The sequence below is a fragment of the Hydrogenophaga sp. genome (genome assembly GCF_018780385.1).
Lineage (GTDB): Bacteria > Pseudomonadota > Gammaproteobacteria > Burkholderiales > Burkholderiaceae_C > Hydrogenophaga.
The window spans coordinates 12,732-37,807 of the sequence record NZ_JADMJO010000048.1 but is presented as its reverse complement, the minus strand read 5'-3'; the positions used below and the strand labels follow the sequence as shown (position 1 = coordinate 37,807).

The 25,076-nt window shown below is 62.8% G+C and carries 26 protein-coding genes; 15 read left to right on the top strand and 11 right to left on the bottom strand.

Annotated features, from left to right (window positions below; genetic code table 11):
* Positions 1-152: 152 nt before the first annotated feature.
* Positions 153-2,324, bottom strand: a complete 2,172-nt coding sequence (locus tag IV113_RS15990) for a hypothetical protein (RefSeq protein WP_291086896.1) — start codon at positions 2,322-2,324, stop codon at positions 153-155.
* A 240-nt stretch (positions 2,325-2,564) separates the two neighbouring features.
* On the opposite strand from IV113_RS15990, the gene IV113_RS15985 reads away from it, so the two are divergent.
* Positions 2,565-3,938 (top strand): DUF2235 domain-containing protein, encoded by a 1,374-nt coding sequence (locus IV113_RS15985; protein WP_291086894.1) that lies wholly within the window; start codon positions 2,565-2,567, stop codon positions 3,936-3,938.
* 365 nt (positions 3,939-4,303) lie between these two features.
* On the opposite strand, the gene IV113_RS15980 is transcribed toward IV113_RS15985, so the two are convergent.
* Both IV113_RS15980 and IV113_RS15975 read right to left on the bottom strand, forming a co-directional pair.
* Entirely contained in the window at positions 4,304-4,585 is a 282-nt protein-coding gene (locus IV113_RS15980; RefSeq protein ID WP_291086892.1) for a transposase, read from the bottom strand.
* A gap of 78 nt (positions 4,586-4,663) precedes the next feature.
* Positions 4,664-5,149 carry a hypothetical protein gene (locus IV113_RS15975; protein ID WP_291086890.1) on the bottom strand — a complete coding sequence of 162 codons (486 nt, stop codon included), beginning with the start codon at positions 5,147-5,149 and terminating at the stop codon, positions 4,664-4,666.
* 849 nt (positions 5,150-5,998) lie between these two features.
* On the opposite strand from IV113_RS15975, the gene IV113_RS15970 reads away from it, so the two are divergent.
* The gene (locus IV113_RS15970; protein WP_291086888.1) at positions 5,999-6,136 is read left to right on the top strand and encodes a hypothetical protein; all 138 of its coding nucleotides are present in this window, start codon (positions 5,999-6,001) and stop codon (positions 6,134-6,136) included.
* A 22-nt stretch (positions 6,137-6,158) separates the two neighbouring features.
* Here IV113_RS15970 and IV113_RS15965 read toward each other — a convergent pair whose 3' ends face one another.
* Entirely contained in the window at positions 6,159-6,821 is a 663-nt protein-coding gene (locus IV113_RS15965; RefSeq protein WP_291086886.1) for a hypothetical protein, read from the bottom strand.
* Positions 6,822-7,099: 278 nt separating this feature from the next.
* Here IV113_RS15965 and IV113_RS15960 point away from each other — a divergent pair, with 278 nt between their 5' ends.
* Both IV113_RS15960 and IV113_RS15955 read left to right on the top strand, forming a co-directional pair.
* Positions 7,100-7,306 carry a hypothetical protein gene (locus tag IV113_RS15960; RefSeq protein ID WP_291086884.1) on the top strand — a complete coding sequence of 69 codons (207 nt, stop codon included), beginning with the start codon at positions 7,100-7,102 and terminating at the stop codon, positions 7,304-7,306.
* 43 nt (positions 7,307-7,349) lie between these two features.
* Positions 7,350-7,832: a GreA/GreB family elongation factor gene (locus tag IV113_RS15955; RefSeq protein ID WP_291086882.1), complete on the top strand. Its 483-nt coding sequence runs from the start codon at positions 7,350-7,352 to the stop codon at positions 7,830-7,832.
* A gap of 484 nt (positions 7,833-8,316) precedes the next feature.
* Here the strand turns inward: IV113_RS15955 and glmS are convergent, their stop codons facing one another.
* Positions 8,317-10,185: a glutamine--fructose-6-phosphate transaminase (isomerizing) gene (gene glmS, locus IV113_RS15950; protein WP_291086880.1), complete on the bottom strand. Its 1,869-nt coding sequence runs from the start codon at positions 10,183-10,185 to the stop codon at positions 8,317-8,319.
* Positions 10,186-10,321: 136 nt separating this feature from the next.
* Here glmS and IV113_RS15945 point away from each other — a divergent pair, with 136 nt between their 5' ends.
* Together IV113_RS15945 and IV113_RS15940 are read left to right on the top strand one after the other, a co-directional pair.
* A complete protein-coding gene (locus IV113_RS15945; RefSeq protein WP_291086878.1) occupies positions 10,322-10,819 on the top strand; it encodes an Lrp/AsnC family transcriptional regulator in 498 nt (165 codons plus the stop codon).
* 163 nt (positions 10,820-10,982) lie between these two features.
* Complete coding sequence (locus IV113_RS15940) at positions 10,983-11,771, top strand: DUF2726 domain-containing protein (RefSeq protein ID WP_291086876.1); 789 nt, start codon at positions 10,983-10,985, stop codon at positions 11,769-11,771.
* A 27-nt stretch (positions 11,772-11,798) separates the two neighbouring features.
* Here the strand turns inward: IV113_RS15940 and glmU are convergent, their stop codons facing one another.
* Positions 11,799-13,199: a bifunctional UDP-N-acetylglucosamine diphosphorylase/glucosamine-1-phosphate N-acetyltransferase GlmU gene (gene glmU, locus IV113_RS15935; RefSeq protein WP_291086874.1), complete on the bottom strand. Its 1,401-nt coding sequence runs from the start codon at positions 13,197-13,199 to the stop codon at positions 11,799-11,801.
* Here glmU and IV113_RS15930 point away from each other — a divergent pair.
* The 6 genes from IV113_RS15930 (at position 13,198) to IV113_RS15905 (ending at position 17,959) form a co-directional block, all read left to right on the top strand.
* Positions 13,198-14,118, top strand: a complete 921-nt coding sequence (locus tag IV113_RS15930; RefSeq protein ID WP_291086872.1) for a DUF6279 family lipoprotein — start codon at positions 13,198-13,200, stop codon at positions 14,116-14,118. The genes glmU and IV113_RS15930 overlap by 2 nt on opposite strands.
* 177 nt (positions 14,119-14,295) lie before the next feature.
* Positions 14,296-15,057: a GntR family transcriptional regulator gene (locus IV113_RS15925; RefSeq protein WP_291086870.1), complete on the top strand. Its 762-nt coding sequence runs from the start codon at positions 14,296-14,298 to the stop codon at positions 15,055-15,057.
* A complete protein-coding gene (locus tag IV113_RS15920) occupies positions 15,054-15,848 on the top strand; it encodes a transporter substrate-binding domain-containing protein (protein WP_291086868.1) in 795 nt (264 codons plus the stop codon). Before IV113_RS15925 ends, IV113_RS15920 begins: the two co-directional genes overlap by 4 nt.
* 27 nt (positions 15,849-15,875) lie before the next feature.
* Positions 15,876-16,547 carry an amino acid ABC transporter permease gene (locus tag IV113_RS15915; protein ID WP_291086866.1) on the top strand — a complete coding sequence of 224 codons (672 nt, stop codon included), beginning with the start codon at positions 15,876-15,878 and terminating at the stop codon, positions 16,545-16,547.
* The gene (locus IV113_RS15910) at positions 16,540-17,190 is read left to right on the top strand and encodes an amino acid ABC transporter permease (RefSeq protein ID WP_291086864.1); all 651 of its coding nucleotides are present in this window, start codon (positions 16,540-16,542) and stop codon (positions 17,188-17,190) included. Before IV113_RS15915 ends, IV113_RS15910 begins: the two co-directional genes overlap by 8 nt.
* Positions 17,177-17,959: an amino acid ABC transporter ATP-binding protein gene (locus tag IV113_RS15905; protein ID WP_291086862.1), complete on the top strand. Its 783-nt coding sequence runs from the start codon at positions 17,177-17,179 to the stop codon at positions 17,957-17,959. Before IV113_RS15910 ends, IV113_RS15905 begins: the two co-directional genes overlap by 14 nt.
* On the opposite strand, the gene IV113_RS15900 is transcribed toward IV113_RS15905, so the two are convergent.
* From IV113_RS15900 to IV113_RS15890, 3 genes are all read right to left on the bottom strand, one after another.
* Positions 17,956-19,245 (bottom strand): anion transporter, encoded by a 1,290-nt coding sequence (locus tag IV113_RS15900; protein WP_291086860.1) that lies wholly within the window; start codon positions 19,243-19,245, stop codon positions 17,956-17,958. The genes IV113_RS15905 and IV113_RS15900 overlap by 4 nt on opposite strands.
* Positions 19,246-19,335: 90 nt before the next feature.
* Complete coding sequence (locus IV113_RS15895) at positions 19,336-20,316, bottom strand: MBL fold metallo-hydrolase (RefSeq protein WP_291086858.1); 981 nt, start codon at positions 20,314-20,316, stop codon at positions 19,336-19,338.
* A gap of 69 nt (positions 20,317-20,385) precedes the next feature.
* Entirely contained in the window at positions 20,386-20,997 is a 612-nt protein-coding gene (locus IV113_RS15890) for a TetR/AcrR family transcriptional regulator (protein WP_291086856.1), read from the bottom strand.
* Here IV113_RS15890 and IV113_RS15885 point away from each other — a divergent pair.
* The gene (locus IV113_RS15885) at positions 20,996-21,394 is read left to right on the top strand and encodes a TfoX/Sxy family protein (RefSeq protein WP_291086854.1); all 399 of its coding nucleotides are present in this window, start codon (positions 20,996-20,998) and stop codon (positions 21,392-21,394) included. The genes IV113_RS15890 and IV113_RS15885 overlap by 2 nt on opposite strands.
* A 6-nt stretch (positions 21,395-21,400) precedes the next feature.
* Here IV113_RS15885 and IV113_RS15880 read toward each other — a convergent pair whose 3' ends face one another.
* Positions 21,401-21,904, bottom strand: a complete 504-nt coding sequence (locus IV113_RS15880; protein WP_291086852.1) for a DUF2917 domain-containing protein — start codon at positions 21,902-21,904, stop codon at positions 21,401-21,403.
* Positions 21,905-22,030: 126 nt separating this feature from the next.
* Here IV113_RS15880 and IV113_RS15875 point away from each other — a divergent pair, with 126 nt between their 5' ends.
* Together IV113_RS15875 and IV113_RS15870 are read left to right on the top strand one after the other, a co-directional pair.
* Positions 22,031-23,062, top strand: a complete 1,032-nt coding sequence (locus tag IV113_RS15875; protein ID WP_291086850.1) for a LysR substrate-binding domain-containing protein — start codon at positions 22,031-22,033, stop codon at positions 23,060-23,062.
* A gap of 69 nt (positions 23,063-23,131) precedes the next feature.
* Complete coding sequence (locus IV113_RS15870) at positions 23,132-24,049, top strand: DMT family transporter (protein ID WP_291086848.1); 918 nt, start codon at positions 23,132-23,134, stop codon at positions 24,047-24,049.
* Positions 24,050-24,080: 31 nt separating this feature from the next.
* On the opposite strand, the gene IV113_RS15865 is transcribed toward IV113_RS15870, so the two are convergent.
* Positions 24,081-25,040, bottom strand: a complete 960-nt coding sequence (locus tag IV113_RS15865; RefSeq protein WP_291086846.1) for a tripartite tricarboxylate transporter substrate binding protein — start codon at positions 25,038-25,040, stop codon at positions 24,081-24,083.
* Positions 25,041-25,076 lie beyond the last annotated feature (36 nt).

The following is a 25,076-nucleotide window of genomic DNA, read 5'->3' as shown; positions in this document are numbered from 1 at the left end:
AGGTACAAGTGGTGTCATGAGTTGGTCGGTGGACTTGGCTGTATCAATAGCAGTAACTGTTGCGGAGCAGAAGGCCGGAGGACTTCAGCATCAGACTGGCTGGAGCTATTCCCGTATTGAGGCCAGTGTCGGCTGCTGAAGATATCTGACACTCATTGGCCAGCGGGGCGGTCGACGGCTTCCAGCACACCGAATCGCAATCCGGCTGACTTGTCTATGCGTCCGACAAGCACAGCGGCCCGGAAGCCCAGGCTATCAGGCAGCTGTGCGATTTGTACCAAGTCGGGCACGTGGTCTCCCGTTATGTCTGCCAACACCATCTGCCCACCACGCACGCGCTCGGCAAACCTGCCGAGAGGGGCCTTTTTTGCCTCCTCGGGATTGGAGTGGAAGCTTGGATCGAGTTTTGGCTCATCAAGCTCTGCAAAGTCGTAAAAGAAAGCGTCAAAGGTGGTGGTCTCACTCGCCCCTTCCGGGCAATTGCCATCGGTCAGCGTGGCCACTTTAACCTCCAGTGCTGCATTCGGTGCAGATGGCAAGTTCGCCGCTAAGTCGAGGCATACGCGGGTTAAGACAATGTAGCTTCGACTCGCGTTGTACTTGTCCGGCACCATAGCTGGAGGCCGCTGCAGCCACGAAGGATCAACGTTGCGCAAGCACTTTAATGGGACCGTCGGTGACTGCTTGCCAACGGCAATAGCAGTCTTCGCCACCAGGTTGAATCTCTTCTTGTCCTTCACGAAGCTCACAAAGGTAGGACTCGCCGACCCGGCGTCGGTGATGAAAGACGGCTCCCAGGTCTCGGGAAACTCGGACAGCGCCATGTCACCCAAATGAATCGCCACGTCACTTCGCGTTTTGCCGATTGCATAGCGGCGTACAGTCGCGCCGCTCTCGTAGCCGGCGCCTTGGCCTGGGGAGCCACGCCACAGCCAGATTAGGCATGGTCGGTCTTCGTGTGTCACCACAAATGGCGAGGCGACGTAGTTTCGGTAACGGTCATGCGCGACCGCGTTCTTCTTTGGCTTTTGCTGTATCGCATTCAGGTCGCAGCCGTCCAAAGGCTGGTCCTGCGGTCGTGTACTGGGGTTTTGGGCGCGGTACATGGTGGGCTTGGCCGTGTCCCCATGAAACTTCCGTTGCGTGGTGTCGAACACCACGTCCACGAGGCATGGCGAAAGGTCTTTCATTTCCCTGTCGCACGAATGAGCGCTCAATCCAATCAGACGCAAGATGCCAGGCGTGTTCAGGCCTCTAACAGGGTGCAACTCCGAAAACTTCAGAGCTTCGTGAGACGCCAGGAAGGCCACGGGCGACCTTCCTGGCGTATCGCCGTCGTTGCTCCAGGGTGTTTTCTCCCCGCATCCCTCAAGTGTTTTGAGCGGCACAACAAAGCCACCCGCAGCTTCCACCCAGTCGCGCCGCGTCGCGCGGCCCGGTGGCAGCAAGGCGAAGTGACCTTCCGTGGAGGTCAGTTCGGCCCGCTTCCACCAAACGAACCAGTCTTCGCCTTTGCCTTCGTCACGCACCACCATCGGTGGGCCGTTGATGGCGCCGTACGATCCGGGCAGCTCGAAGCTGGTACACACCACGCCGCCAGCTTTGCGCCACCCCATGACGTGGACCAAGCTGCCTGAGGGCCGAATGTCGAAGTGATAGGCGGCCTTCTTGTGTATGCCGGCACGCACCCACTGTCCTGGCGCATCCGCAATCCGCACCACCCGTACGGATCGGGCCCGCACAGGATAAGGATCGAACTCAAAGAAAGTGGAGGCGTTTTCGTTCTCAAAGGCGCGCGCGCGTTTGAAGCTTCCGAAACCGCCAAGGCGCACGCCGAGGGTCACCTTGCGCGCATTGGTCTCGCAGTCGCCGACAGTGCTTGACTCGTTGATGAACTTGCATAGCCGGAAGGCTTGCTGTTGCAGCATGAAGTCGCAATCGGCCTGGCTGTAGCCGTAGGTCGCGTTGCCGTGGCGGTAGCAATAGTCATGGAAGGCGCACGCCTGGCGCATCTGCAGTGCGATGGGCGCCGGCACCTTTGAACCGTGCTTCCGTTCATCAGAGTCGAAAGCTAACATCTGAGCGCCGAGCGGCAGGCTGCAACTGAGTCCCTCGCCTTGCCCACCCACCATTTGCACCCTATCGCCCGACGCCATGATGGCGTGTGCCGTGTGGGGAGGCTCACGGTCGTCGGAGCGCACCTCGTTCGCCAGCACTGTATCCGCAATCCTGTCGAACAGAGAAGTGCAGCCAGTGATGTAAACGCTGGTCACCACAACCGCAAGAGTGGCGAGACTGACGATAGAACGTTGGCGCCTGACCATGGTGACTCCCCCACAAGACCATCATGTAACGGGCATTTTCGCTGATACGGCCGAGAAATTGGGCACATCGGCGGTCAATTGCGCCGCCGTCTCCAACGGTTGTCTCCCTCTCGCCCGCAGTGCGCTCCAGTCGAGACATCCCAACAATCTTGGGGAGCATTGCACTTCAGGTGGACTAGTGGGTGTTCCTTGTGCGAATGTGGTGCTAATGTGCAAATCCGGCCCTGACCAAGGAACGATATGAGCGGAAAAATGACCGTTGGATGGTGGCTTAGGTACTGCGTCCTGCTGCTCGTTTCGCTGGCTGGCGGGTGTTCTGCGCTTGACCCCAAGCCCACCCCACCACCTGCGTCCGCTGACGCACGCAATATAGCTGTCTTCTTCGACGGCACTGCCAACGACCTAGGAAGTGGTACCAACACTTCAGATTTGTACCAGCTGGTGCTAGCTCAAGGTCATATTGGAACCTTTTACATCGAAGGCGTTGGCGCAAAAGGCAAGCCCGTCGGACTGGCAATGGCATGGGGGATCGGCCAGAGGGTGCGACTCGCCTACGCCTACCTAGCAGAACACTATCGGGAAGGGGACCAGGTCTACCTTTTCGGGTTTAGTCGAGGCGCAGACTCCGCCCGGATCTTGGCATCCTTGCTTTATCACGCCGGCCTTCCAGGTCGTCCGCTTCCAAGCGCTACGCCTGACGCTCTTGCCGAGCTCGTGTTCGATGCCTATAAGTGCGGGACCTATGAGCGCAATGCTGTCTGTGCAAGCCACGAATGGGGAAGCGCCAAGCGAATCGAACGTGTCAACGCAGCTCTTGCCATACGTCATGTTGACCCGATGAAGCCGGTCCCGGTTCGGTTCTTGGGCCTATGGGACACCGTCGAGGCGCTCGGTTGGCCAGATTACGAGGAGAACGTCGACGTTCCCAACCACCGCTATGCCGACCAGTTGTGCAACGTAGAGCAGGCTGCCCATGCACTATCACTGGACGACAACAGGGCTAGGATTTTTACCCCAATCTTGCTCACTCGAGTTCACTTGCTGTCGGATTGCGGCCGAGGGGACACCAGAGATATTAGTGACACCAGAGTCAGGGCACAGATCAAAGCCGAGGTCTCTGCGAAAGTGGAAGAGATCTATTTTGCTGGCGCTCATGCGGATGTCGGAGGAGGCTATGAGGGACAACAAGGCAGGCTCAGCGGCGTCTCGCTCAACTGGATGATTCGCAAGGCTATAGAGGCAGGGTTACCGCTAAGAGCCGACTCGCATGCGTCGCTGCCGCGCCCGGAGGATCCACTTGCTGATGGCAACGATGCCGAGGGCGAGTTTCCGAACTTCTTGATGTACAAGCGCATGTACCGAAACATCGACGCATATGCCGAGCATGACGAGTCGGTAACCCCAGTCGTGAAGTTCCATCACTCATTGCGGAAGCGTCTTGCCCAGAGGCCCCGAAGCGGCGCAGAGTACGGAGGGCCTGATCCGGTATACCAACAACGATTGCGCGCCTTGGTTAAGGACGGTCGCTTCGAATCGTGCTTTCCTGCCAACGGCGATGGACTAAGACCGCTCTCGGAAGTGACATGCAGGAACCTAATTATCTCAAACCCGTGACGGCACTTCCTTGATGACATCCTGCGTCTTGCAGCGCCAGTCCTGAAGGGCATTTCGGGGACCTCGATACAAATCGTGGTTTCATATTGAGGACTAAAGCCCTCGATGATCTCCCCTCGTCTTCGAGTGGCGACCCCATGGGACATCTGGCATAGGCGCTCTCTTTCAAAAACGGGTAGGTGATTGGCGAACAGGTAGGCGTGGTGCGGGCGCGCTGCGCCGAAGACCGACACCACACGGGCCCAGCGCCGTTTCGGTGCCCGCTCGCATGTCCAGCGGCTCGGTGGCCAGCCACAGGGCATCAACCCGGATCACTTGAGCAGCTCTCGCATCCACACGGCGCACTGTTCGGCCGCCTCCAAGGGCTAGGTCACATCGAGACGGTGGTGGCGCCACGGCGCAGTGCGGATGTCCGGCGCAGGTGCACACGCCGCGGGCGGCAGCGGCAGTGGAACAAATGCGGGAGCCTGGATTGCAGGCAGCGCGCCGCAGGCCTGGCGGCGCCATTTGTGAACTACGTTGGCGTTGATGCCGTGCGACAGGGCAATGCTGGCCACCGAAGCGCCTGGCTCAGCGCACTCTGCGAGGATCTGCTGCTTGAGCTCGGCGCCGTACCGCCGGCGGGTCTTCTTCTTGGATTCATTCATGGTGTCCACCTAATCTCTTTGGTGGACACCATCGTTGCCGCTTAGGCCAATACCATCAAGGGTGGGATAGGCGTCTGGTTAGTTGATGGCATTGAGCTTCTCGACCATTTCACGAAGCTCTTCGAGCGCCTTGTGGCGCTTGGTGCGCAGTTGCTCTTCTGGGCCACGGACGTAGCGGCGGCCCATAAACGTAAACAGCGCGCCAACAAGAAAGCAGCTAACGAAGAGCAAAGCCCGTGTAAGCAGCAACTCGCCATTAGATGCGGCCATGGCAGAAAGCGCGGACTGAGCCACAGCATCAACCTTCGCAACAAGGAAGCCAGATACGACTGCTGTGACCGCCTTCGCGTACTCAGAGAACTGCTTCTTCTCTCCTTCGTTTAGTGGCGTGATGAGGATGCCCATAACCCATCCGAGTAACCCACCAAATATGCAGAGGAGGACTTGGAGGATGGGCTGTGTGCCGACTGTCGATGCGGCATAAACGCAGAAGCCGAAGCCAAGTGCGCCAAGGGCATACCCGCTACCGATCTTGAAGAAGTCCGCATGGCTGTCGAAAATCATCGCTCACTCCTTGATCGGCGCTTGAGACGCCTAACGTGATGTATCCCGCAGAACCTGCGGGATATCCATTTCAGTATTTCGACTATTGCCCAAGTAGCCTTTCGATCCCCACAACGCTTCCGGCGATCATTAAAAAGAATCCAACATAAGTGGCAGCCCACCCACGAGGCCAAGAGGGAGCATAGGTCGGACTCACACCCATACGTCTAGCCCATACCTGGTGCCTTCTCATGCGCCACTGCATGAGCAATTGCACACAGTAGTACGGGTACACAAAGAACACCAGCAGCAGTACAAGCCCCGCAAACTCAAAGCCAAAAAGGTTTCTCGCACACCAAGCGGCTGCGATCAGAGCTGCGAAGATGGGATGCCCGATCTCGGCCTCATTGGGCGCCTTGTGATCTTCTCGATCACTTGCTCGTAAGGATCCGCCGAGATCTTTTCCATGTTTTGTGACTGTCGGCACTTGGCCGATTCCTGAAGTCTAGCTTTGGAGATAGCGAGCGGCTACCCATCAAGATGGGATCGCCGGCCGCTACCACCCGGCGTACAACTACAACGACGACCTAGACAATGACGTCAAGTTCACCGGCCAGCGCAACAAAGACCTGCCTGACACCCACAAGGGCAGATCATCAGGAATAGTGAATAAGCACGAATGACACCAAGTCACACGCGTACTCGCTGCCTGTTTCTGAGGCAAAAAACCCGTTTACGGGCGAAACCTGCGCCCACCGTACGTCACCATCGTGTTTTACCGGACTTGTCCACAGACTTGTCCCATGACTTCACGAAGCTCGTGCAGTACGCTTCTTTTATCGGATCATTGTCCCTGTTCAGGAAGAAGTCATGCAGATCAGTTTTCAGTTTCTAGTTGATCTCATCAAGACCATGGATCAGCATCCGACTGGTGCTGCCCTGTTCGTGGTTGCATTGGCGATCTGTTCAGTGGCTGCGGTGGCATTCACATGGGTGACAAACCATTGAATCGGTTCGGACAGTCTATTTTTCACCGATTTTCAAGCGGTGTACTGAACTCGTATTTGGTTGACAGTTCTCCGCGCGTTACGGCGAAATGATAATTATCTAAAGCCGCACATACTTTAAACGAAAAGATTGAAGTCAGTTTGTGCATGCAAGACAGATAGGCAATCTTACCAGCATCGCCCTCCAGCATTGAAAGAAATGTGGTGTTGATATAGATGGCACCCCAAGTTGGCATTATTTTGGGGTGTTGTTGATCAAAGAGCTTTGCTTTTTCTCTGAACTCTTCGGAGTTGAGAACATCGAGAGCATCAGCTTGAAACTGCATTAATATTAGTTGACTGATCTCTCGATTTGGTAAATCCTTTTCGCCGACATGTTTTTCAAGTCGATCTGCAAAGAAGCTGAACTCCTCGACCGCACGATCGATCCGACTCTCGTAAAGCTGCTGCTGCGCCAACTGGCGTTGCAATTTGAATTGCTGCCTTAGCACCAACAAGGTAAATGCCCCAATGATTGGTGAATAAACACCTGCCATAAAGGACCCGAACTCTGCCCATCGAACATGGTCGGTTGACAGTGGTGCTGCGAACATGAAAGCGTAAGCGGCCAATGGTGCAACCAAAATGAAAATCAGGACTTTGCCCCGGGTTGTGACACGCCCTTTTAAAATCGTTGGAAAATTCATGCTGGATGTTCCCCTTACTTTGCGTTGATTGCTTACTCAAAAAGTGTATGACAGCCATGATCATGGCCCTCTCGAGCTTTCGGTAAACCTGACCGAGCTAATGACGCCTTGGTCAACAGCGCCTGACACGATAATGATTATCGACGGACGGTGCATTCGTAACCTTTCAGCAAAAGGTTACGAATCACATTTCCGGTTCTGCCAATGACTTCAAGGACTTGGGTCTACTAGCACCAGACCGGTTCGCGCCATGAGATGAACATGATCTGCACGCCGACGTGTTTCCCATCGTCGTCCCAGTCCCTGTCATTGTGGAGTACGGGGTTATCCAGCGTCTGCCGGGTAAGGAGCTGCTAGCTTGGGGCGCGCCGGAAGTACTCAGCAAGAATGCCGACATCAAAGTGCGTGCGCTGAAGCCCACCTTGAAGCAGCGCCTGGAATCAGCAGCCATCAGAAGGCTTGAAGGCTGGTGGAGCCCTTCATAATCAAGCCCAGCCCACCGCTTGTTCGAGATGCCCACACTTCATCATGGATAAATTCTTGTTGCAGCAGCAGGTGCTGGAACGGCTCGCCGAAGACCTGCTGCAAGCCGAACTGGCATTGCGGGCGGCGCATGAAACGGCGACTCACGAAGAAAACATCGCCGAAAACAAATACGACACATTGGGACTCGAAGCCGCCTACCTGGCCACCGGCCAAGCTCGTCGCGCCGAAGCCATCCGCCAGGCGATGGCCAATTGGCGCCAATTCCGCCCGCGCCCCTACGACGCCAGCAAAGGTATACAGCTCGGCGCGCTGGTCTGCCTGGTCGATTCCGACGACAAGCAGCAACAGCTCTTTCTCGGTCCGGATGGAGGAAGCATGAGGCTGGTCAGCGGCGCTCACTTCGTGCAGGTCATCAGCAGCAAAGCCCCTTTGGGCAGGGCCATGCTGGGCAAATGCGAGGGTGATGAGGTGTCGATACAGGGCGCTCCCATCCGACAGCAGTTTGAGGTGTTGCGGGTTCATTAAGCCGCAAGCGAGTTCACGCCGAATTGATCAGAAGTTACTCGCCTTGACCCCTTTAGGACACTCCGCACTTCCAAGGTAAATGCAGATGGCCAAAGCCAGGCCGACGACAACCGGCGGACTGCCAAGCAGAATGACTGCATTCCCCTCAATAGCCGTCGTTGTTGCCGTGACGCTGACGGGTGAGTCGATGACCGCTTCATGCCAGCCAGCGTGAACCCAGCTCGCGACCACGACCGACGGCTGTCGCTGCATACCGATCCTTCGCGATGTCAGGCCACGGATCACCTCCACTTGTCACCTCGTTCAGCGATCACACGAGCGCTGTTACAAGTCACAGAGGCGACCCGACCCACTTTATTCCAGCCCGACGCACTCTATTCCCGAAGATCAATTGGTTTTCGACTCTTTTTTCCGGTTTTCGACTTTATTGACTAGTTTTCGACTTTATTGGGTCGGAACACTGACTGAGCCGCACTGGGGTGGTTCACTCCACCGTGACACTTTTTGCCAGGTTTCTGGGCTTGTCCACATCCGTTCCCTTCGCCAGCGCCGTGTGATACGCGAGCATCTGCAGCGGCACCACATGCAGGATCGGTGAGAGCGCGCCGTAGTGCTCGGGCATGCGGATCACGTGGATGCCTTCGCTGCTGGTGATGCGGGTGTCGGCGTCGGCCAGCACATACAGCACGCCGCCGCGCGCACGCACTTCCTGCATGTTGCTCTTGAGCTTTTCCAGCAGGGTGTCGTTGGGCGCCACCGTCACCACCGGCATGGCCGCCGTCACCAGCGCCAGCGGGCCGTGTTTGAGTTCACCAGCCGGGTAGGCCTCGGCGTGGATGTAGCTGATCTCCTTGAGCTTCAAGGCACCTTCAAGCGCGATGGGGTAGTGCAGTCCGCGGCCGAGGAAGAGCGCGTTGTCCATGCGCGCGAAGTCTTCGGCCCAGCTGATGACCTGCGGCTCCAGCGCCAGCACGGCTTGCAGTGCCATGGGCAGGTGGCGCATGGCCTTGATGTGATTCGCTTCGTCTTCCTCGCTCAGGTTGCCGCGCACCTGGGCCAGTGCGAGTGTGAGCAGGAACAGGCCGGCGAGCTGGGTGGTGAAGGCTTTGGTGGAGGCCACGCCGATCTCGACGCCGGCGCGCGTGATGTAGGCCAGCTCGCACTCGCGCACCATGGCGGAGGTCGCCACGTTGCAGATGGTCAGCGTGTGTTTCATGCCCAGGCCCTGCGCGTGGCGCAGTGCGGCCAGGGTGTCGGCGGTCTCACCGCTTTGCGTGATGGTCACCACCAGGGTGCGTGGGTTGGGCACGCTGGTGCGGTAGCGGTACTCACTGGCCACTTCCACCTGCGTGGGGATCTTCGCGATGCTCTCCAGCCAGTACTTGGCGGTGCAGCCGCTGTAGTAACTCGTGCCGCAAGCCAGGATGAGCACGTTGTCGATGTCCTTGAAGATGCGGTACGCACCATCACCAAACAGCTCCGGCGTGATGCCTTCCAGGCCTTCGAGCGTGTCACCGATGGCGCGCGGCTGCTCGAAGATTTCCTTCTGCATGTAGTGACGGTAGGGGCCGAGTTCGGCCGCACCGCTGTGGGCCTGCACGGTCTTCACGGGGCGCTGCGTCGCATCGAGCGCGCGACCCTGGGCGTCGAGCACCCAGTAGCGGCCGAGCTGCAGGTCGACCAGGTCGCCCTCTTCCAGATAGACGATCTGATCGGTGACGCCGGCCAGGGCCATGGCGTCGCTGGCCAGGAAATGTTCACCGCCGCGCACCCCGTCAAGGTTGCCCACGCCCAGCACCAGGGGCGACCCGGCGCGTGCGCCCACCACGCGGTGCGGCTCGTCCTTGTGGAACACCGCGAGCGCATAGGCACCGTGCAGTTGCACCACGGCGGCCTGCAGCGCCGTGAACACGTCGCCTTCGTACAGGGAGTCGATCAGGTGGGCGATGACTTCGGTGTCGGTCTGGCTTTCGAACACATAGCCCTTGGCCTGCAGCGCAGCGCGCAGTTCGTCGTGGTTTTCAATGATGCCGTTGTGCACCAGCGCCACGCGCCCCACCGTGCCCGCCACCGCACCGGGGCCGTGGCTGAAGTGGGGATGGGCGTTGTGCACCACAGGCGCACCGTGGGTGGCCCAGCGGGTGTGAGCGATGCCGGTACCGCTGGCGATGCCGTCCGTCTGCACCTGCTGCGCCAGCTCCGCCACCCGCGCCGTGCTGCGCGCGCGCTGCAAACCACCGGTGTGCACCGCCACGCCACATGAGTCGTAGCCGCGGTACTCCAGCCGCTGCAGGCCCTGAACCAACACGGGCACGACGTTGCGCCCCGAAACCCCTGCGACGATGCCACACATATTGCTGCTCCCGAAAATGGATGAACGCCGATGCTAGTGACAAGATGCTGAAATAAAAGCCCAAAATCTCACGATTCATCGAGAATAATTTCTCGACGCAAATATCAAGTCCGTTTACTTCATAAACTCATAGATAATGGAACAAATCATCATCGATGAGGCCGACCTCCGCTTGCTGGACCTCCTGCAAACCGATGCATCCCTGAGCAACCAGGCCCTGGCCGAACAGGCGCATCTCTCGCCACCCACCAGTCTCAGGCGCGTCAAACGCCTGCGCCAGCTCGGTCTGATCGAGCGGGAAGTGGCGCTGCTCAGTGCCGATCGCATGGCCCCCCTGCTCGGTCACGGGCTCACGGCGCTGGTGGAAATCACATTGGAACGCCAGGGCGCCGAACTCCTGGAGGCCTTTGAAGAGCGCGTGCTTCCTGTTGTTCAGGTTCAACAGTGTTACCGCGTGAGCCCAGGCCCCGACTTCATCCTGGTGGTGCACTGCCTGGACATGCCGGACTACCTCGCGCTGGCTCAGCGTCTGTTCACCAGCGACGCGAACGTGCGCAACATCAAGGCATTCTTCAGTCTGAAACGCGCCAAATTCGAGCCGCGTCTGGCGCTTCCGAGCAAGCTTCACCCATGAGTCGAATTGACGACATTGGTACTCAATGCGGCGAAAAACTGCATACATACCGCACATTTGTGGCGCGGCACCCCCCCTCGAAGAGTTGACGAAACATACTTTATGTAACAACCTTCGTTTTTGGCCAAACTGAAATTGGCGGGTTGGACCCAGGAGGTTTTGGATGAATACGACGTGGATTGCAGTGCTTGGAGCGCTGGCCCTGCTGGGCTTGTGCGCGCTGGGCTACTGGCGCTACCGAATGACAAGCGAATCGTCGGGACGCGACGACCGTTACAGCCCCGAACGCCTGATGACGCCCGAGCAGGCCCAGATGCTGGACTACCTGCAAGACACGTTTCCCGGCCAGGTGGTGCTGCCCAACATGATGCTGAGCAACATGCTGGCCGTGCGCCGCGCGACGAACCGAAAACGCGCTGAAGAGCGGTTGAATCAGCAGCGGGTGGATTTCGTGGTGTGCGGCGATGACGGCAAACCGACTTTTGCGTTCGACATTGAACAGCACCCCTTGAGCAACGCCAAGCACAAGGCCCACATGGTGAAGATGAAGAACCGCATCCTCAAGACCGCAGGCGTGCGGTTTGTCTTCTTGAAGAACGGCTTGCACCGCATGCCGTCGCCGTCGGACTTTCGCAAGCAGCTCAATCTGGCCGAATTGGCCAAACCCAAGACGAAAGAGAAGGAAAACGTGGGGGAAAACCGTCGCCAGCAACTGGAGAGCCAGTTCTCGGAATTCGATTCGATGAACACCACCAACACCGCCTTCCGCGATTCCGAGGTGATGGGCCTGAGCGGCCTGATGGACCTGGATCAGGAAGGCCGGCGCGGTGGCTTCAGCAGTGCCTACAGCAACAGCGGTTTCAACCAGCGCCGCCCCAGCAGCGGCGACCCCAACAGCAAGTCGCCCGGCGACAGTCGCTTCGATTCGCTGGACGTGCGCGGCGGCCGTTGAATCGTCCGCCCCATCCCGCCAGGCCCCTCACGGGGCCTTTTTCACTTTCTGGGGCCGTTGCCAGTTGGCGATGCCGACCTGTTTGCCGCGCGCCACCGACAGTGCACCGGGCGCTGTGTCCTTGGTGATGGTGGAGCCTCCGCCCACCGTGCCACCCGCGCCGATGGTCACGGGTGCCACGAGCACGCAGTTGCTGCCCACGTGCACGTCGGCCTCGATCACCGTGCGGTGCTTGTTGGCGCCGTCGTAATTGGCGGTGATGCTGCCGGCACCGTAGTTCACCCGCTCGCCCACCGTTGCGTCACCCAGGTAGGCCAGGTGATTGGCTTTGGCGCCGGCGGCCAGGGTGCTGTTTTTCACTTCCACGAAGTTGCCGATGTGAACCTCGGCGCCCAGATCGGCACCGGGCCGCAGCCGTGCAAACGGACCCACCAGCGCGCCTGGCCCCACCTTCACGCCCAGCTTCTCGCCGTCGATGTGGGTGAACGGATGGATCACCGCACCGGCCTCGATCACGGCGTTGGCGATCACGCAGTTCGCGCCGATGCGCACGCCATTGCCGAGCTGCACGCGCCCCTCGAACACGCAGTTCACGTCGATCTCCACGTCCTGGCCGCACAGCAGTTCGCCACGCACATCCAGGCGTGCCGGGTCGGCCAGGCGTGTGCCTTGTTCCATCAAGGTATCGGCCACGCGCCGCTGGTGGGCGCGCTCCAGCTCGGCGAGTTGCACCGGGCTGTTGACGCCGGCCACCTGCACCGCATCAACGATGCGGTGCGCCGCCACGCTCAGGCCATCGGCCACGGCGAACTTCACCACGTCGGTGAGGTAGTACTCGCCCTGGGCATTGCGGTTGTCCAGCCGCGACAGCCAGCCGCGCAGCAGCTGTGTGGGCACGGCCATGATGCCGCTGTAAATCTCGGTGATGGCGCGTTGCGCCTCGCTCGCGTCCTTGTGCTCCACGATGGCCTGCACCGACGCATCGGGCGCGCGCACGATGCGCCCGTAGCCCGTCGGGTCGGGCATGTCGAGCGTGAGCAGGGCCAGGCGAGTGCCGGCGCACAGGTCCAGCAGGGTTTGCAAGGTTTCCGGCCGGGTGAGCGGCACGTCGCCCGAGAGCACCAGCGTCACGCCATCGTCAGGCAACACGGGCGCCGCCTGCTGCACCGCGTGGCCGGTGCCGAGTTGAGGCTCCTGGCGCACGAACCGCAGCGCGGTGGTGGCGGGCGCCTGCAAACCGGCTTCCACCTGCTCGGCGCCGTGACCGGTGATCACCACCACCGAGCGCGCCGATAACCGCGCGGCGCAGTCGATCACGTGCTGCGCCAGTGCGCGACCGCCCAAACGGTGCAACACTTTGGGTCGCTGACTTTTCATGCGCGTGCCCTTGCCGGCCGCCATCACCACCACATCCACTGGGAACGACATGAACACCTCTTTCGGGGAATCGTTGCTCGGCGTTCTTGCCGGGCTTCACGTGCGCCGGATTATCGCCCTCAGGGTGACCCGGGTCTGTGCGTTGGTGATCATGGCCACCAGCCTCATGGCCTGCACCGCCACGCGCCTGGCCTACAACCAGGCGCACAACGCCACCTACTGGTGGCTGGACAGCCATGTGGACTTCAGCAACGTCCAGTCAACCCCCGTGCGCGGCGACATCAACGCCTTCTTTCAATGGCACCGCACCAACGAGCTGCCGGTGTATGCCGGGCTGCTGCAGCGCTGGCAGACCCTGGCCGCCCAAGACCTCACCGGCGCGCAGGTGTGCGCCGAGTTCGACGTGGTTCGCCAGCGCATCGATCGCGCGGCGGACGCCAGTGTGCAGCCCATGGCGCGCCTGGCACTCCAGCTCGATGCGGCCCAACTCGAACACCTCAGAAACCGGCAGGCCAAGAGCAATGAGGAATTTGCCGACGATTACCTCCAGACATCCGTGGACAAGCGCCTGGACAAACGCTACGAGCGCGCGCTGAGCCGCAGTGAAATGCTGTACGGCCGGCTCGACAACCACCAGAAAGACCTGTTGCGCAACAACCTCAAGGCGTCGGGCTTCGATCCGCAGCGCACCCAGGCCGAGCGGCTGCGCCGCCAGGCCGATCTGCTGCAAACGGTGAAAGAGGCACAGGCCGCACCCGCGACCGCCGCCGAGCGCGTGCGCGGCCACATGGCACGCATCAGCCAGTCGCCCACGCCGGGTTTCGACGCCTACACCAACGACATCGTGCGCCAGGGCTGCGCGCAGTTTGCCCAGTTGCACAACACCACCACGTCCGAGCAGCGCGCCAACGCCGTGCGCGTGCTCAAGGGCTACGAAGACGACCTGCGCGTGCTCAGCGCACAGCGCTGACAAACGCGGCGCCGGCCGCACCAAAACCACACCCGCCACATCCGGGCGCCGCGCCTTTTGGTGCAGTCATCTGCTGCAGAGCCGCGTCTGCGCACACAGCTGGTGCATCAATCTTGCATACAAGCCTTGTATGGACGTGGCATGGAATTCGCATGGAGTTGAGCCCAAAGGTTCCTCATGGTCAGCTCCACCGACATCGCCCAACGCATCATCGAAGCCGTGCTGGCCCAGCGCCTGGCGCCGGGCACGCGCCTGGGTGAACAAAGCCTTTCGATGCTGTTCGACTGCAGCCGCACCCTGGTGCGCGAGGCGCTGGTGCGCCTGGCCGCGCGCGGCATCGTCACGGTGAGTTCGCGCCGCGGCTGGTATGTGGTGCAGCCGTCTCACGACGAGGCGCGCGAAGCCTTCGAGGCACGCCGCGTGATCGAAACCGGCTTGATCCGCAGCACGAAAGGCATGGACAAAAACGCATTCAAGCGCCTGCGCCAGCACCTCAAACAGGAACAGGCCGCCCTCAAAGGCGACGATGTGGGCCAACGCAGCTACTTGCTGGGCGACTTCCACGTGTGCCTCGCCGAATGCCTGGGCAACCAGCTCCTGGCCGACACGCTGCGCGACTTCACCGCGCGCACCACCCTCATTGCCATGCTCTACCAGAGCAACCACGACGCGGTGCAGTCGTGCCAGGACCATGTGGACATCGTCGCGGCCCTGGAGCGTGGCGACACCGACACCGCCGAACGCCTGATGGAAGCCCACATCGGTCAGGTCCAGGCCGCGCTGCGGCTGGGCACGCTCAACGACCCGTTGGCCGATCTGCGGGAAGCGTTGGCGCCCGTGCGCGAAGCCAGCGACGGCGCGGCTGCGGCCCGCAAGCGCAAGTCCCGACCCGATACCCCACCCACCCCCAACGACACCTACCTAGGAGCCCTGCTATGACCCCGACCAAACGCGCCTTGCTCACCTCCACCATCGCCCTCGCCGCCGCCCTGGGCCTGGGCCATGCCCACGCGCAGTCCGCCCTTGATGGCGTGATGAAGGCCAAGCTGATCAAGATCGCCATCCCGACCGACTTCCCGCCCTATGGCTTCGTCGGCATCGACCTCAAGCCCCAGGGCCTGGACATCGACACCGCCAACTACATCGGTGCCAAGCTGGGCGTGAAGGTTGAACTGGTGCCGGTGACCAGCGCCAACCGCATCGCCTATCTGCAAACGAAAAAGGCGGACCTCGTGATCTCCACGCTGGGCAAGAACCCCGAGCGCGAAAAGGTGATCGACTTCACCGCCGCCTACTCGCCGTTCTTCCAGGCCGTGTATGGCCCCAAGAGCGCGGCGCTGGCTGACTTCAATGCCCTCGGCGGCAAGTCGATCGCGGTGACGCGCGGCGCCATCGAAGACCAGGAACTCACCAAGGTCGCGCCCGCCAACACCGACATCAAGCGTTTCGAAGACAACAACGCCACCGTCTCGGCCTTCGTCTCCGGCCAGACGCAGTTCGTTGCCACCGGTGTCTCGGTGGCCGACAACATGATCAAGCGCAACCCGGCGCTCGCCGCCGAATACAAGCTGCTGCTGAAAGACAGCCCCAACTTCATCGGCGTGGCCAAGGGCGAGGACGCGCTGCGTTTGAAGGTCAACGAGATCCTGGCCGCCGGCAAGAAAGCCGGGGACCTCGACACCATGGCCAAGAAGTGGCTCGGCCGTCCTGCTGGCAATCTCCCTGAATAAGCCAACACTGCCACGCAGGGCCATCCCATGGGCATCGAACTCGACTTCCCCGCCGTGCTCGTGCAGTGGCCGCTGCTGGCCAGGGGCGTGCTCTGGACACTGGGCCTGACCGCCATCTCGGCCGTGATCGGCCTGCTCGTGGGCACGGCCTGTGCCTGGGCGCGCAGCAGCGGGCCCCTGGCACTGCGCTGGCTCGCGGGCACCTATGTGGAGCTGATCCGCAACACGCCCTTCATCGTGCAGCTGTTCTTCGTGTTCTTCGGCCTGCCGGCCGCGGGTGTGAAGCTCACGCCCGAGATCGCGTCGGTCATCGCCATGGTGATCAACCTCGGCGCCTACGCGGCCGAGATCATCCGCGCCGGCATCGAGGCCACGCCCAAGGGGCAGTTCGAGGCGGCGGCCAGCCTGGCGCTCTCGCGCATGCAGACCTTCCTGCATGTGGTGCTGCCACCGGCGCTCAAGAAAGTCTGGCCCGCGCTCACCAGCCAGATCATCATCGTGATGCTCGGCTCGGCCGTGTGCGGCCAGATTTCCACGCAGGAACTCAGCTACGCCGCCAACCTGATCCAGAGCCGCAACTTCCGCGCGTTCGAGGCCTTCATCGTGGCCACCGGCATCTACCTGCTGCTGTCCATCGGCGTTCGCGGCTTGCTGAACTGGGTCGGCCCCAGGTACCTGTTCGGAGGCCGTCGTGGTTGATTTCTCTCTCTGGGACATCGTGCGCAACCTGCTGCTGGCCGCGCGCTGGACGGTGGCGCTCTCGCTGATCGCCTTCATCGGCGGCGGCCTCGTCGGCCTGGCGTTGCTGGTGGCGCGCACCGCGAAGTGGCCCGGCGCCGAGACCTTCGTGAGCGGCTACGTGCAGCTCTTCCAGGGCACGCCGCTGCTGATGCAACTCTTCCTGGCCTACTTCGGCCTGGCCCTGTTCGGCTACGAGACCTCGGCCTGGACGGCGGCCGCGGTCGCGCTCACGCTCTACACCAGCGCCTTCCTCGTGGAGATCTGGCGCGGCTGCGTAGCGGCCGTGCCCAAGGGCCAATGGGAAGCGGCGCAAAGCCTGGCACTGAACTTCGGCGAACAGCTGCGCTACGTGGTGCTGCCGCAGGCCACGCGCATCGCGATTGCGCCCACGGTGGGTTTTCTGGTGCAGGTGGTCAAGGGCACCGCGCTGGCATCGGTGATCGGCTTCGTCGAACTCACCAAGGCCGGCACCATGATCACCAACGCCACCTTCGCGCCCTTCCTGGTCTACAGCTGTGTGGCCCTGATGTATTTCGCGCTGTGCTTCCCCGTGAGCCTGTATGCGCGCACTCTGGAGAGGAAACTCAATGCAAGTCGCTGAACCCGCCGTGGCCGAGACCGCTCTGGCCAACGCCCGCACCATCGTCGACATCCGCCAACTGCGCAAGTCCTACGGCAGCAACGAGGTGCTCAAGGGCATCGACCTGCAGGTGAAAGCCGGCGAGGTCATCGCCATCATCGGCAAGAGCGGTTCGGGCAAGAGCACGCTGCTGCGTTGCATCAACGGGCTGGAGGTGTTCCAGGCCGGCTCGCTGAGCGTGGACGACAAGCCCCTGCTGCACAAGGACGCCGCCGCGATGCGCGAGCTGCGCCAGCACGTGGGCATGATCTTCCAGAACTTCAACCTGTTTCCGCACCTGAGCGTGGGCCGCAACGTGATGCTCGCGCCCAGCCTGGTGAAGAAGACCGCCACCGCCGAAGGCGCCGAGATTGCGCGCCAGTTGCTGCACCGCGTGGGCCTGGGCGAGAAGTTCGACGCGTTTCCCGACCAGCTCTCGGGCGGCCAGCAGCAGCGCGTGGCGATCGCGCGCGCGCTGGCCATGCAGCCCAGCGTGCTGCTGTGCGACGAGATCACCTCGGCGCTCGACCCCGAACTCGTGGGCGAGGTGCTGCGCGTGGTGGAGTCGCTGGCCGACGAGGGCATGACCTTGCTGATGGTGACGCACGAGATGAGCTTTGCGCGCAAGGTGAGCGACCGCGTGATCTTCATGCACCAGGGCCGTGTGCACGAGATGGGGCCACCTGCGAAGCTGTTCGGTTCGCCCGAGACGCCGGAACTGCAGCAGTTCCTGTCGTCGATCAACGACTAAGCGACGAAGCGCATCCACGCCCACACCACGGCCAGCGTGAGCAGCGTCACCGGGATGCCGGTGATGGCGTGGCGCTTCCAGTCGATCACGATGCCCTGTTGGCGCGCGAGGTCGGCGACGATCAGGTTGGCGATCGAACCCACCAGCAGCAGATTGCCCGCGAAGGTGGTCACAAGCGCGAGCATCACGCCGGCCCGCTCGGCGCTGCCGCCCAGGTGCGGCAGCAGCAACATCACCGCCGGTACGTTGGACACCAGGTTGGACAACACCGCACTGGCCACCAGCAACGGCCCGGGGTCGGCCAGATGCACACCCTGCGCGCCCAGCCAGGCCACGGCCTGCGCGGCCAGACCCGTTGTCTCGAAAGCGTGGTTCACCACGAACAGGCCCATGAACAGGATCAGCAGCGGCCAGTCCACCAGCCCCATGAAATGCGAGGTGTGCAGCCGCCGGCTCAGCAGCAACAGCCCCGCGCCCACCAGCGCGGCCACGTCGCGCGGCCAGTCGGTGAACAGGAAGATCAGCATGAGCGCGGCAGCGACCACCAGGCCTTTGGCGGTCTGCCAGCTGTCGAACGGTGGCTCTTCCGCAACGACCTCTCCCCGCATGGCCCCCTCTCCCTCTGGGAGAGGGCGGGAGTGAGGGCTCCCCGTCCCCGCATCCGCCCCCGGTCCATAAACCAACCACACCCACAACAACACCAGCCCGATCAACACCGGCGGCAAGGCCTGCCGCACATAACCTGCAAACGGCATCTGCAGCACCGAACCGATCAACATGTTCTGCGGGTTGCCGATCAGCGTGGCGGCCGAGCCGATGTTGGCCGCGCAGGCCAGGCCGATCAGGAAAGGCAGCGGGTTGAGGCCGCGCTGCAGGCACAAGCGCGCGACCACCGGCGTCATCGCCAGGCAGACGATGTCGTTGGAGAACACCGCCGACAGCGCACCCGAGACCACGATCAGCGCAGCCAGCAAACCGTTGCGCGACAGCGGCATGGCGCCGACGCGGCGCGTGACAGCGCCATAGAAGCCGCCCAGCCGCATCTGCGCCGACACCACCATGAAGGCGAACAGCAGCACGATGGTGGGCAGGTCGATGGCGCGCGCGGCATCTTCCACCGGCAGCCCGCTCAGGCCGATCACCGCGATCGCGCCGAGCAGGGCCACGCCCGAGCGGTCCAGCTTCAGGCGCGGCAGGCCGCCGAGGAACATGCCCAGGTAGACGATGGCAAAGACCGCGACGATGCCCCAGTCGGTGGCGGTGTGGTGCAGGGGGGTGGTGGGCATGGGCGGTGGGGTGGGACGCCGTGGATCGTAGCGTGCGTCCCAACAAAAAGCCGCCCGAAGGCGGCTCATGAGGCATGCGGCGCTGCGCGCTCAGGCCTGCAGCGCGCCCCACATCTCCTTGTCCCGCTCAGCAGTCCAGATGCGTGGGTTCTTGATGCCCTTGGCCTCGTCGTAGGCGCGGCTCACGTCGAACGGCAGGCAGTGCTCGTAGATGAACACGTGGCCGAACACCGGGTCCATGCTCTTGCGGGTGTGAGCCATCGCGGTCTTGAGGTCCATGCCGGCGGCAGCGGCTTCCTTGCCGGCCTGGAACAGCGTGGTGACCCAGCGCTGCGTGTAGTCCAGCGCCTTGTTGACGTCGTCCTTGCCCTTCATGGCTTCGCCGCGACCCGGCACGATGGCTTCAGCACCCAGGGCCCGCAGGGCTTCCAGCGTGGCGGGCCATTCTTCCAGTTGCGCGTCGCCGGTGTAGACGCCGGCTTCGTACTCCACGAGGTCGCCGCTGAACAGCACCTTCTCTTCTTCCACCCAGGCAATCGTGTCGCCGCGCGTGTGGCCCGGGCCCGGGTGCCAGATGCTGACCTTCACGCCGCCCAGATCCACCTCCAGGCTGCCCTGGCGGCCCGGCTTGCCGTCGCCGATCACGAGCGTCGGCCAGGTCAGGCCGGGCACGCTGTCGGCGCCGCGGAACAGGCGCGGGAAGCGCTCCATCTCGCTCTGCATGTCCTGCGCGCCGCGTTCGACGATGAGCTCAAAGGTGCCGCGGCTGGCGATGACTTCGGTGGCACCTTCGGCCACGTAGGCGCTCGCGCCCAGCACGCGCACCGCGTGGTAATGGGTCAGCAGCACGTACTTGATCGGTTTGTCGGAGACGGTGCGGATGTGTTTGATCAGGTCTTGCGCCATGGCCGGCGTGGCGGTCGCATCGCTGACCATGATGAACTTCTCGCCAATGATCACGCCCGAATTCGGGTCGCCTTCGGCGGTGTAGGCCCAGCAGTGCGGGCTGAGCTGTTCGAAGGTGGTTTTTTTGTCGTCCAGGTCGGCCTGGGAGGCGAATGCTTTGCTCATGGCGGTCTCCGTGTGGGGAAGTGGCGGATTTTACCTAAACGAAATCCGTTTCGCATAGTTAAACTTTAGTCACCGCGTCACCGGACCGGAAAGCCCACCTTCGATCACCGCCACCACCTCGTCCGCAAAGGCGCTGTAGCTCATGGGGCCACCCGGGCGCAGCCAGGTGAAGGTCCAGTTGATCATGCCGAAGAGCATCATGGTCAACGCGGTCTGGTTGACCGGCGTCACGCGATCGGGGTAGGCGCGTTTGAGGAAACGGGTGAAGGCGGCGACCACGTCGCGCTGGCGGTTCAGGATGAGCTCGCGCTGCAGTTCGCCGAGGAATTTGGTGTCGGACACCAGCGCCACATGGCGTGTGGCCGAGGTTTCGTATTCGGCCAGGAAGGCGCGCACCAGTTCGCTCAGGGCGTCGCGTTCGCTCAGGTTCTTGCGCTGCGCACGCGCCTCCGATTCGCCGATGAGCGCGAGCAGGCGCTGGGTGTAGCGATCGAGCAGGTCGAACAGGATCGCTTCCTTGCTCTCGTAGTAGTGGTAGAGCCGCGCCTTGCTGGTGCCGCAGGCGGCAGCGATGTCGTTCATGCTGGCGGCCGGGAAGCTCTGGCGCGCAAAACAGTTGGCTGCAACGTCGAGAATTTCGTCGCGTTTGAGATCGTGGGAAGCTGACTTGGGTCTGGCCATGGGCTGGATTGTCACCCGCGCCGGGCCTTACCATGCCGCCATGGTCAAACCGGTCGATCCCTTCGCGCTGCACGCCTGTGAGTTGCTTTCGGGCGTGGGGCCGTGCGTGCCCAAACGCATGTTTGGTGGCTGGGGCATATCCACCGACGGCATGAACATCGCGATCATTGCCTGGGACACGCTGTTCCTGAAGACCAACGCCGACACCGAGCCGCGGTGGTTGGCCGCAGGCGGGCGACCTTTCGTCTACGAGGCCAAGGGCAAGGCCATGAAGCTGAACTACCACACGCCGCCGGACGAGGCCCTGGAGTCGCCCGCACTCATGTTGCCCTGGGCGCGGCTGGCACTGGAAGCCGCGGTGGCCGCGCGCACGCCGAAACGGCGAACGCGCGGATAGCCCAACTCAGGGTTGGTTCGATTCGTAAGGGGTCAGCACGCGGCCCCGGCCTGCCACCAGGAACTCGCTGTAGCCGAGCAGTCCACGCATCAACCGCGCGAACGCCAGACCCGCTTGCCCCAGCGCCACCCCGAGTTCGCGTGAGGGTGTCACCACCTCGCGGCTGAAGCGGTCGGGCCGCTCGACGGCTCCAACCTCGTGCTCGGCGCACCACTCGAAGCGCACTGGCGCGGCGCTGGCCGGCTGCCAGGGCTCCATGACCAGGCGCGCGCCGGCCGGTACGGACAGGCTTTCGCCCGCGCCCAGCATCACGTCACCCGACTCGTTGCCCGCGCCCTGGTGCGGCAATCCCAGCGTCACCCACGCTCGTCCCTGGGTGATGTGCAGACGGCTGGGCACATGCGGGCGCAGGGTCATGGCGCGGCGCACGTCGAGGCGCCAGCCGCGCGCCGAAGCGGCGCAGGCAACACGGTCGGACGAAGCGGCAATGGGGGCGGAACGGGTGTTCATGAGAATCTCCTGAAGGGGGACGAAGGCTCATCCTGGGAATGAATGTTCGCGCCTCAGCCCCTCTCCGTCCAATGAATACGCGGTAAGCTATTGATTCGATAACCGCATCAATGCCCGGAGCCCCGCATGCAGCTCACCAGCAGCCACCCCCGCACCCGACCCATCGCCGCCGGCCACCTGCGCGCCTTTGAAGCGGTGGCGCGCCACCTCAACTTTCGCGCGGCGGCCGAGGAGCTTTCTCTCACGCAGAGCGCGGTGAGTCGGCAGATCCAGGCGCTGGAAGACGAGGTCGGCACCGCCCTGTTCCTGCGCCACACCCGTGCGGTCGAGCTCACCAGCGCAGGCTCGCAGCTGCTGCGCGCCGCAGCCTCCGCGCTGGAGCGCATTGATGCGAGCGTGCGGCAGATCCGCCAGAGCGCGGGGCGCAAGAGCGTGGCCATCACCACCTGGGCCTCCTTCGCTTCGATGTGGCTGATCCCGCGGCTCGAGGCCTTCCAGCGCGACCACCCCGACATCGACATCCGCATCGACGCCACCGACAACGCGGTCGACCTCGCCACCTCCGACGTGGACCTGGCCCTGCGCTACGCGGTGCCGCAAGGCATACCGGCCAGCGCACAGCGGCTCTTTGGCGAACAGCTCACGCCGGTGGCCAGCCCCTGGTTGCTCAAGACACAGCCGATCCGGAGCATCGAAGACCTCTCCAAGTGCGCCTTGATCGAGGCCGGTGACGCGCACCGCACGCGCCACCTCGAGTGGCTCACCTGGCAGCGCTGGCTCGACACCTTCGGCGCGCAGCCCCTCGCGGCCACTGGCAAACGCACACGCGCCAGCGCGCCGTCGGCCAAGCTCTCGCCACAGCGCTGGATGTACTTCAACTACGCCAACCAGATCGTGCAGGCCGCGCTCACCGGCCAGGGCGTGGCGCTCGCGCGCCTGCCGCTGGTGGCCGAGAGCCTGGCCAGCGGCGCGCTGGTGGAGCCGCTGCCCCACACCCGGCTGGACTCGCCACTGGTCTACTGGCTCATGGTGGCGCCGCGCAGCGCGCAGCGGCCCGAGGTGAAAGCCTTCTGCGACTGGTTGCTGCTGCAGGCTGCGGCCACGCGCGAAGCCATTGGAGACGTGCCCGACCCCGACACGGTGGACCAGATGGATTGACCGGCGGTGGTGCCACGGCGTCGCGTTCGCTGAGGCACACTCCGGCGCTTCGCCGCCCATCTTCCACCCATGCCGTCTTCGAAGCTCCTCGCCTCCGGCAACCTGCGCAGCATCGTCTTCATGCTCGTCGCCGTGGGCTTCTTCGCGCTCATGGACGCGGTGCTCAAGACGCTGTCCGCGCGTTACCCGGTGCTGCAGATCGCGGCGCTGCGGGGCATGACCGCGATGCCGCTGGTGCTGATCTACATCGCGTGGCGAGGCGCATGGCACACAGTGTTCAAGGTCCGCTGGCCGCTGCACCTGTTGCGCGGCCTGCTCGGCATTGCCATGCTCTCGCTGTTCACCATGGGTGTGCGCGAACTGCCGTTGTCGGCCGCGTACACGCTGTTCTTCATCTCACCGCTGCTCATCACCATGCTGTCGGTACCGGTGCTCAAGGAGCGCGTGCCGGCCGCGCATTGGTGGGCGATTGGTGTAGGTTTCATCGGCGTGCTCATTGCGCTGCGGCCCAGCGGTGAAGACCTGCAGAGCGGCTTCGTCACCGTGGGCGGCTTGGCCACGCTGGGCGCTGCGCTGTGTTACGCGGTGGCCGCCGTCACAGGCCGTCTGGCCAGCCGCACCGACAGCAGCGAGAGCATGGTGCTGTGGATGATGGTGTTGATGTCACTGGGTGCAGGCGCGCTCGCCTGGTCCGACTGGGTGGCCATCGAGCGCCGTGACGCACCGCTGCTGGTGGCTCTGGCGATCACCGGCTTTTGTGGCCAGCTCGCCATCACCGAGGCCTTCCGCCACGGTCAGGCCTCTGCGGTGGCGCCGTTCGAATACAGCGCGCTGGCCTGGGGCCTGGGGCTGGACTGGATGATCTGGCACACGCTGCCGAGCTCACACACCTGGCTGGGTGCGGCCATCATCATCGGCAGCGGGCTCTACCTGGTGCGGCGCGAGAAGCGCATCACCGAGGTGCACGCGAACGCCGAGCATCCCTAGGGCTTGTCAACACCAACAGCGCGAGATCGCTTCAGTCGGCCGTGATCTTGCGGTTGTCGATGAGCTGCTTCCAGCGGGCGAACTCCGCCTGCTGGAAAGCCGTGAACTGCGCGGGCGTGTTGGCCACCACTTCGAAGCCCAACTCGAGCAGCTTCGGCTTGAGTTGCGGGTCGTTCAAACCGGCAACGATGGCGGCGTGCAGTTTGGCCTTGATGTCGGCGGGCAGACCACGCGGCGCGGCAATCGCCTGCCAGGAATAGACATTGGCCTCCTTGATGCCCGACTCCTCCAGCGTGGGCACACTGGGCAGCTGGGGTGAACGCTGAGCGCTGGTGATGGCCAGCGCCTTCAGCTTGCCGGCCTTGATCTGCGGCATCGCGGTGTTGAGGTTCATGAAGGACGAATCCACCTGGTTGCCCAGCAAGTCCGACATCACGGGCCCGCCTCCCTTGTAGGGGACGTGGATGCCGGTGGTCTTGGTCTGCTGCCAGAACAGCTCGGCCGTGAGGTGGTCGCTGCTGCCGTTGCCCGCCGACGCGAAGGTCATCTTGTCGGGATTGGCGCGCAGCCAGGTCATCACGTCGGTCAGCGAGTTGTGCGGCGAGGCGGCCGGCACCACCAGCACATTGGGGGCCTGCACCGCCACGCTGATGTAGTCAAAGTCCTTGAGCGCGTCATAGGGCACGCCACCCTTGATCAGATGCGGAGCGATCACGAAGGGGCCGAGCGAGGACACCAGAAGGGTGTGGCCGTCCGGCGCCGAGCGCACCACCTGGGCCGCCCCGATTGTCCCGGTCGCGCCCGCCTTGTTGTCGACAACAAAGCTTCCTCCCAGCTTCTCCTGCAGCCTGGGTGCCAGGAAGCGCGCGATCTGGTCGGTGGACCCCCCCGGTGGGAACGGAACGACCAAGGTCACCGGCTTTTCGGGCCAGGCCCAGGCGGCGCTGGCAAAGGCGAGGGACGCCACGGCGGTGGCGAGTGTTTTTTTCATGCTTGTCTCCTGTGATGTGATGCAACCGGGCGCGGG

What these genes read in the sequence shown, in the direction of transcription:
- IV113_RS15990 (WP_291086896.1), bottom strand. Translation starts at nt 2,324, where the DNA reads ATGGTCAGGCGCCAACGTTCTATCGTCAGTCTCGCCACTCTTGCGGTT.
- IV113_RS15985 (WP_291086894.1), top strand. Translation starts at nt 2,565, where the DNA reads ATGAGCGGAAAAATGACCGTTGGATGGTGGCTTAGGTACTGCGTCCTG.
- IV113_RS15980 (WP_291086892.1), bottom strand. Translation starts at nt 4,585, where the DNA reads ATGAATGAATCCAAGAAGAAGACCCGCCGGCGGTACGGCGCCGAGCTC.
- IV113_RS15975 (WP_291086890.1), bottom strand. Translation starts at nt 5,149, where the DNA reads ATGATTTTCGACAGCCATGCGGACTTCTTCAAGATCGGTAGCGGGTAT.
- IV113_RS15970 (WP_291086888.1), top strand. Translation starts at nt 5,999, where the DNA reads ATGCAGATCAGTTTTCAGTTTCTAGTTGATCTCATCAAGACCATGGAT.
- IV113_RS15965 (WP_291086886.1), bottom strand. Translation starts at nt 6,821, where the DNA reads ATGAATTTTCCAACGATTTTAAAAGGGCGTGTCACAACCCGGGGCAAA.
- IV113_RS15955 (WP_291086882.1), top strand. Translation starts at nt 7,350, where the DNA reads ATGGATAAATTCTTGTTGCAGCAGCAGGTGCTGGAACGGCTCGCCGAA.
- glmS (WP_291086880.1), bottom strand. Translation starts at nt 10,185, where the DNA reads ATGTGTGGCATCGTCGCAGGGGTTTCGGGGCGCAACGTCGTGCCCGTG.
- IV113_RS15945 (WP_291086878.1), top strand. Translation starts at nt 10,322, where the DNA reads ATGGAACAAATCATCATCGATGAGGCCGACCTCCGCTTGCTGGACCTC.
- IV113_RS15940 (WP_291086876.1), top strand. Translation starts at nt 10,983, where the DNA reads ATGAATACGACGTGGATTGCAGTGCTTGGAGCGCTGGCCCTGCTGGGC.
- IV113_RS15930 (WP_291086872.1), top strand. Translation starts at nt 13,198, where the DNA reads ATGAACACCTCTTTCGGGGAATCGTTGCTCGGCGTTCTTGCCGGGCTT.
- glmU (WP_291086874.1), bottom strand. Translation starts at nt 13,199, where the DNA reads ATGTCGTTCCCAGTGGATGTGGTGGTGATGGCGGCCGGCAAGGGCACG.
- IV113_RS15925 (WP_291086870.1), top strand. Translation starts at nt 14,296, where the DNA reads ATGGTCAGCTCCACCGACATCGCCCAACGCATCATCGAAGCCGTGCTG.
- IV113_RS15920 (WP_291086868.1), top strand. Translation starts at nt 15,054, where the DNA reads ATGACCCCGACCAAACGCGCCTTGCTCACCTCCACCATCGCCCTCGCC.
- IV113_RS15915 (WP_291086866.1), top strand. Translation starts at nt 15,876, where the DNA reads ATGGGCATCGAACTCGACTTCCCCGCCGTGCTCGTGCAGTGGCCGCTG.
- IV113_RS15905 (WP_291086862.1), top strand. Translation starts at nt 17,177, where the DNA reads ATGCAAGTCGCTGAACCCGCCGTGGCCGAGACCGCTCTGGCCAACGCC.
- IV113_RS15900 (WP_291086860.1), bottom strand. Translation starts at nt 19,245, where the DNA reads ATGCCCACCACCCCCCTGCACCACACCGCCACCGACTGGGGCATCGTC.
- IV113_RS15895 (WP_291086858.1), bottom strand. Translation starts at nt 20,316, where the DNA reads ATGAGCAAAGCATTCGCCTCCCAGGCCGACCTGGACGACAAAAAAACC.
- IV113_RS15885 (WP_291086854.1), top strand. Translation starts at nt 20,996, where the DNA reads ATGGGCTGGATTGTCACCCGCGCCGGGCCTTACCATGCCGCCATGGTC.
- IV113_RS15890 (WP_291086856.1), bottom strand. Translation starts at nt 20,997, where the DNA reads ATGGCCAGACCCAAGTCAGCTTCCCACGATCTCAAACGCGACGAAATT.
- IV113_RS15880 (WP_291086852.1), bottom strand. Translation starts at nt 21,904, where the DNA reads ATGAACACCCGTTCCGCCCCCATTGCCGCTTCGTCCGACCGTGTTGCC.
- IV113_RS15875 (WP_291086850.1), top strand. Translation starts at nt 22,031, where the DNA reads ATGCAGCTCACCAGCAGCCACCCCCGCACCCGACCCATCGCCGCCGGC.
- IV113_RS15870 (WP_291086848.1), top strand. Translation starts at nt 23,132, where the DNA reads ATGCCGTCTTCGAAGCTCCTCGCCTCCGGCAACCTGCGCAGCATCGTC.
- IV113_RS15865 (WP_291086846.1), bottom strand. Translation starts at nt 25,040, where the DNA reads ATGAAAAAAACACTCGCCACCGCCGTGGCGTCCCTCGCCTTTGCCAGC.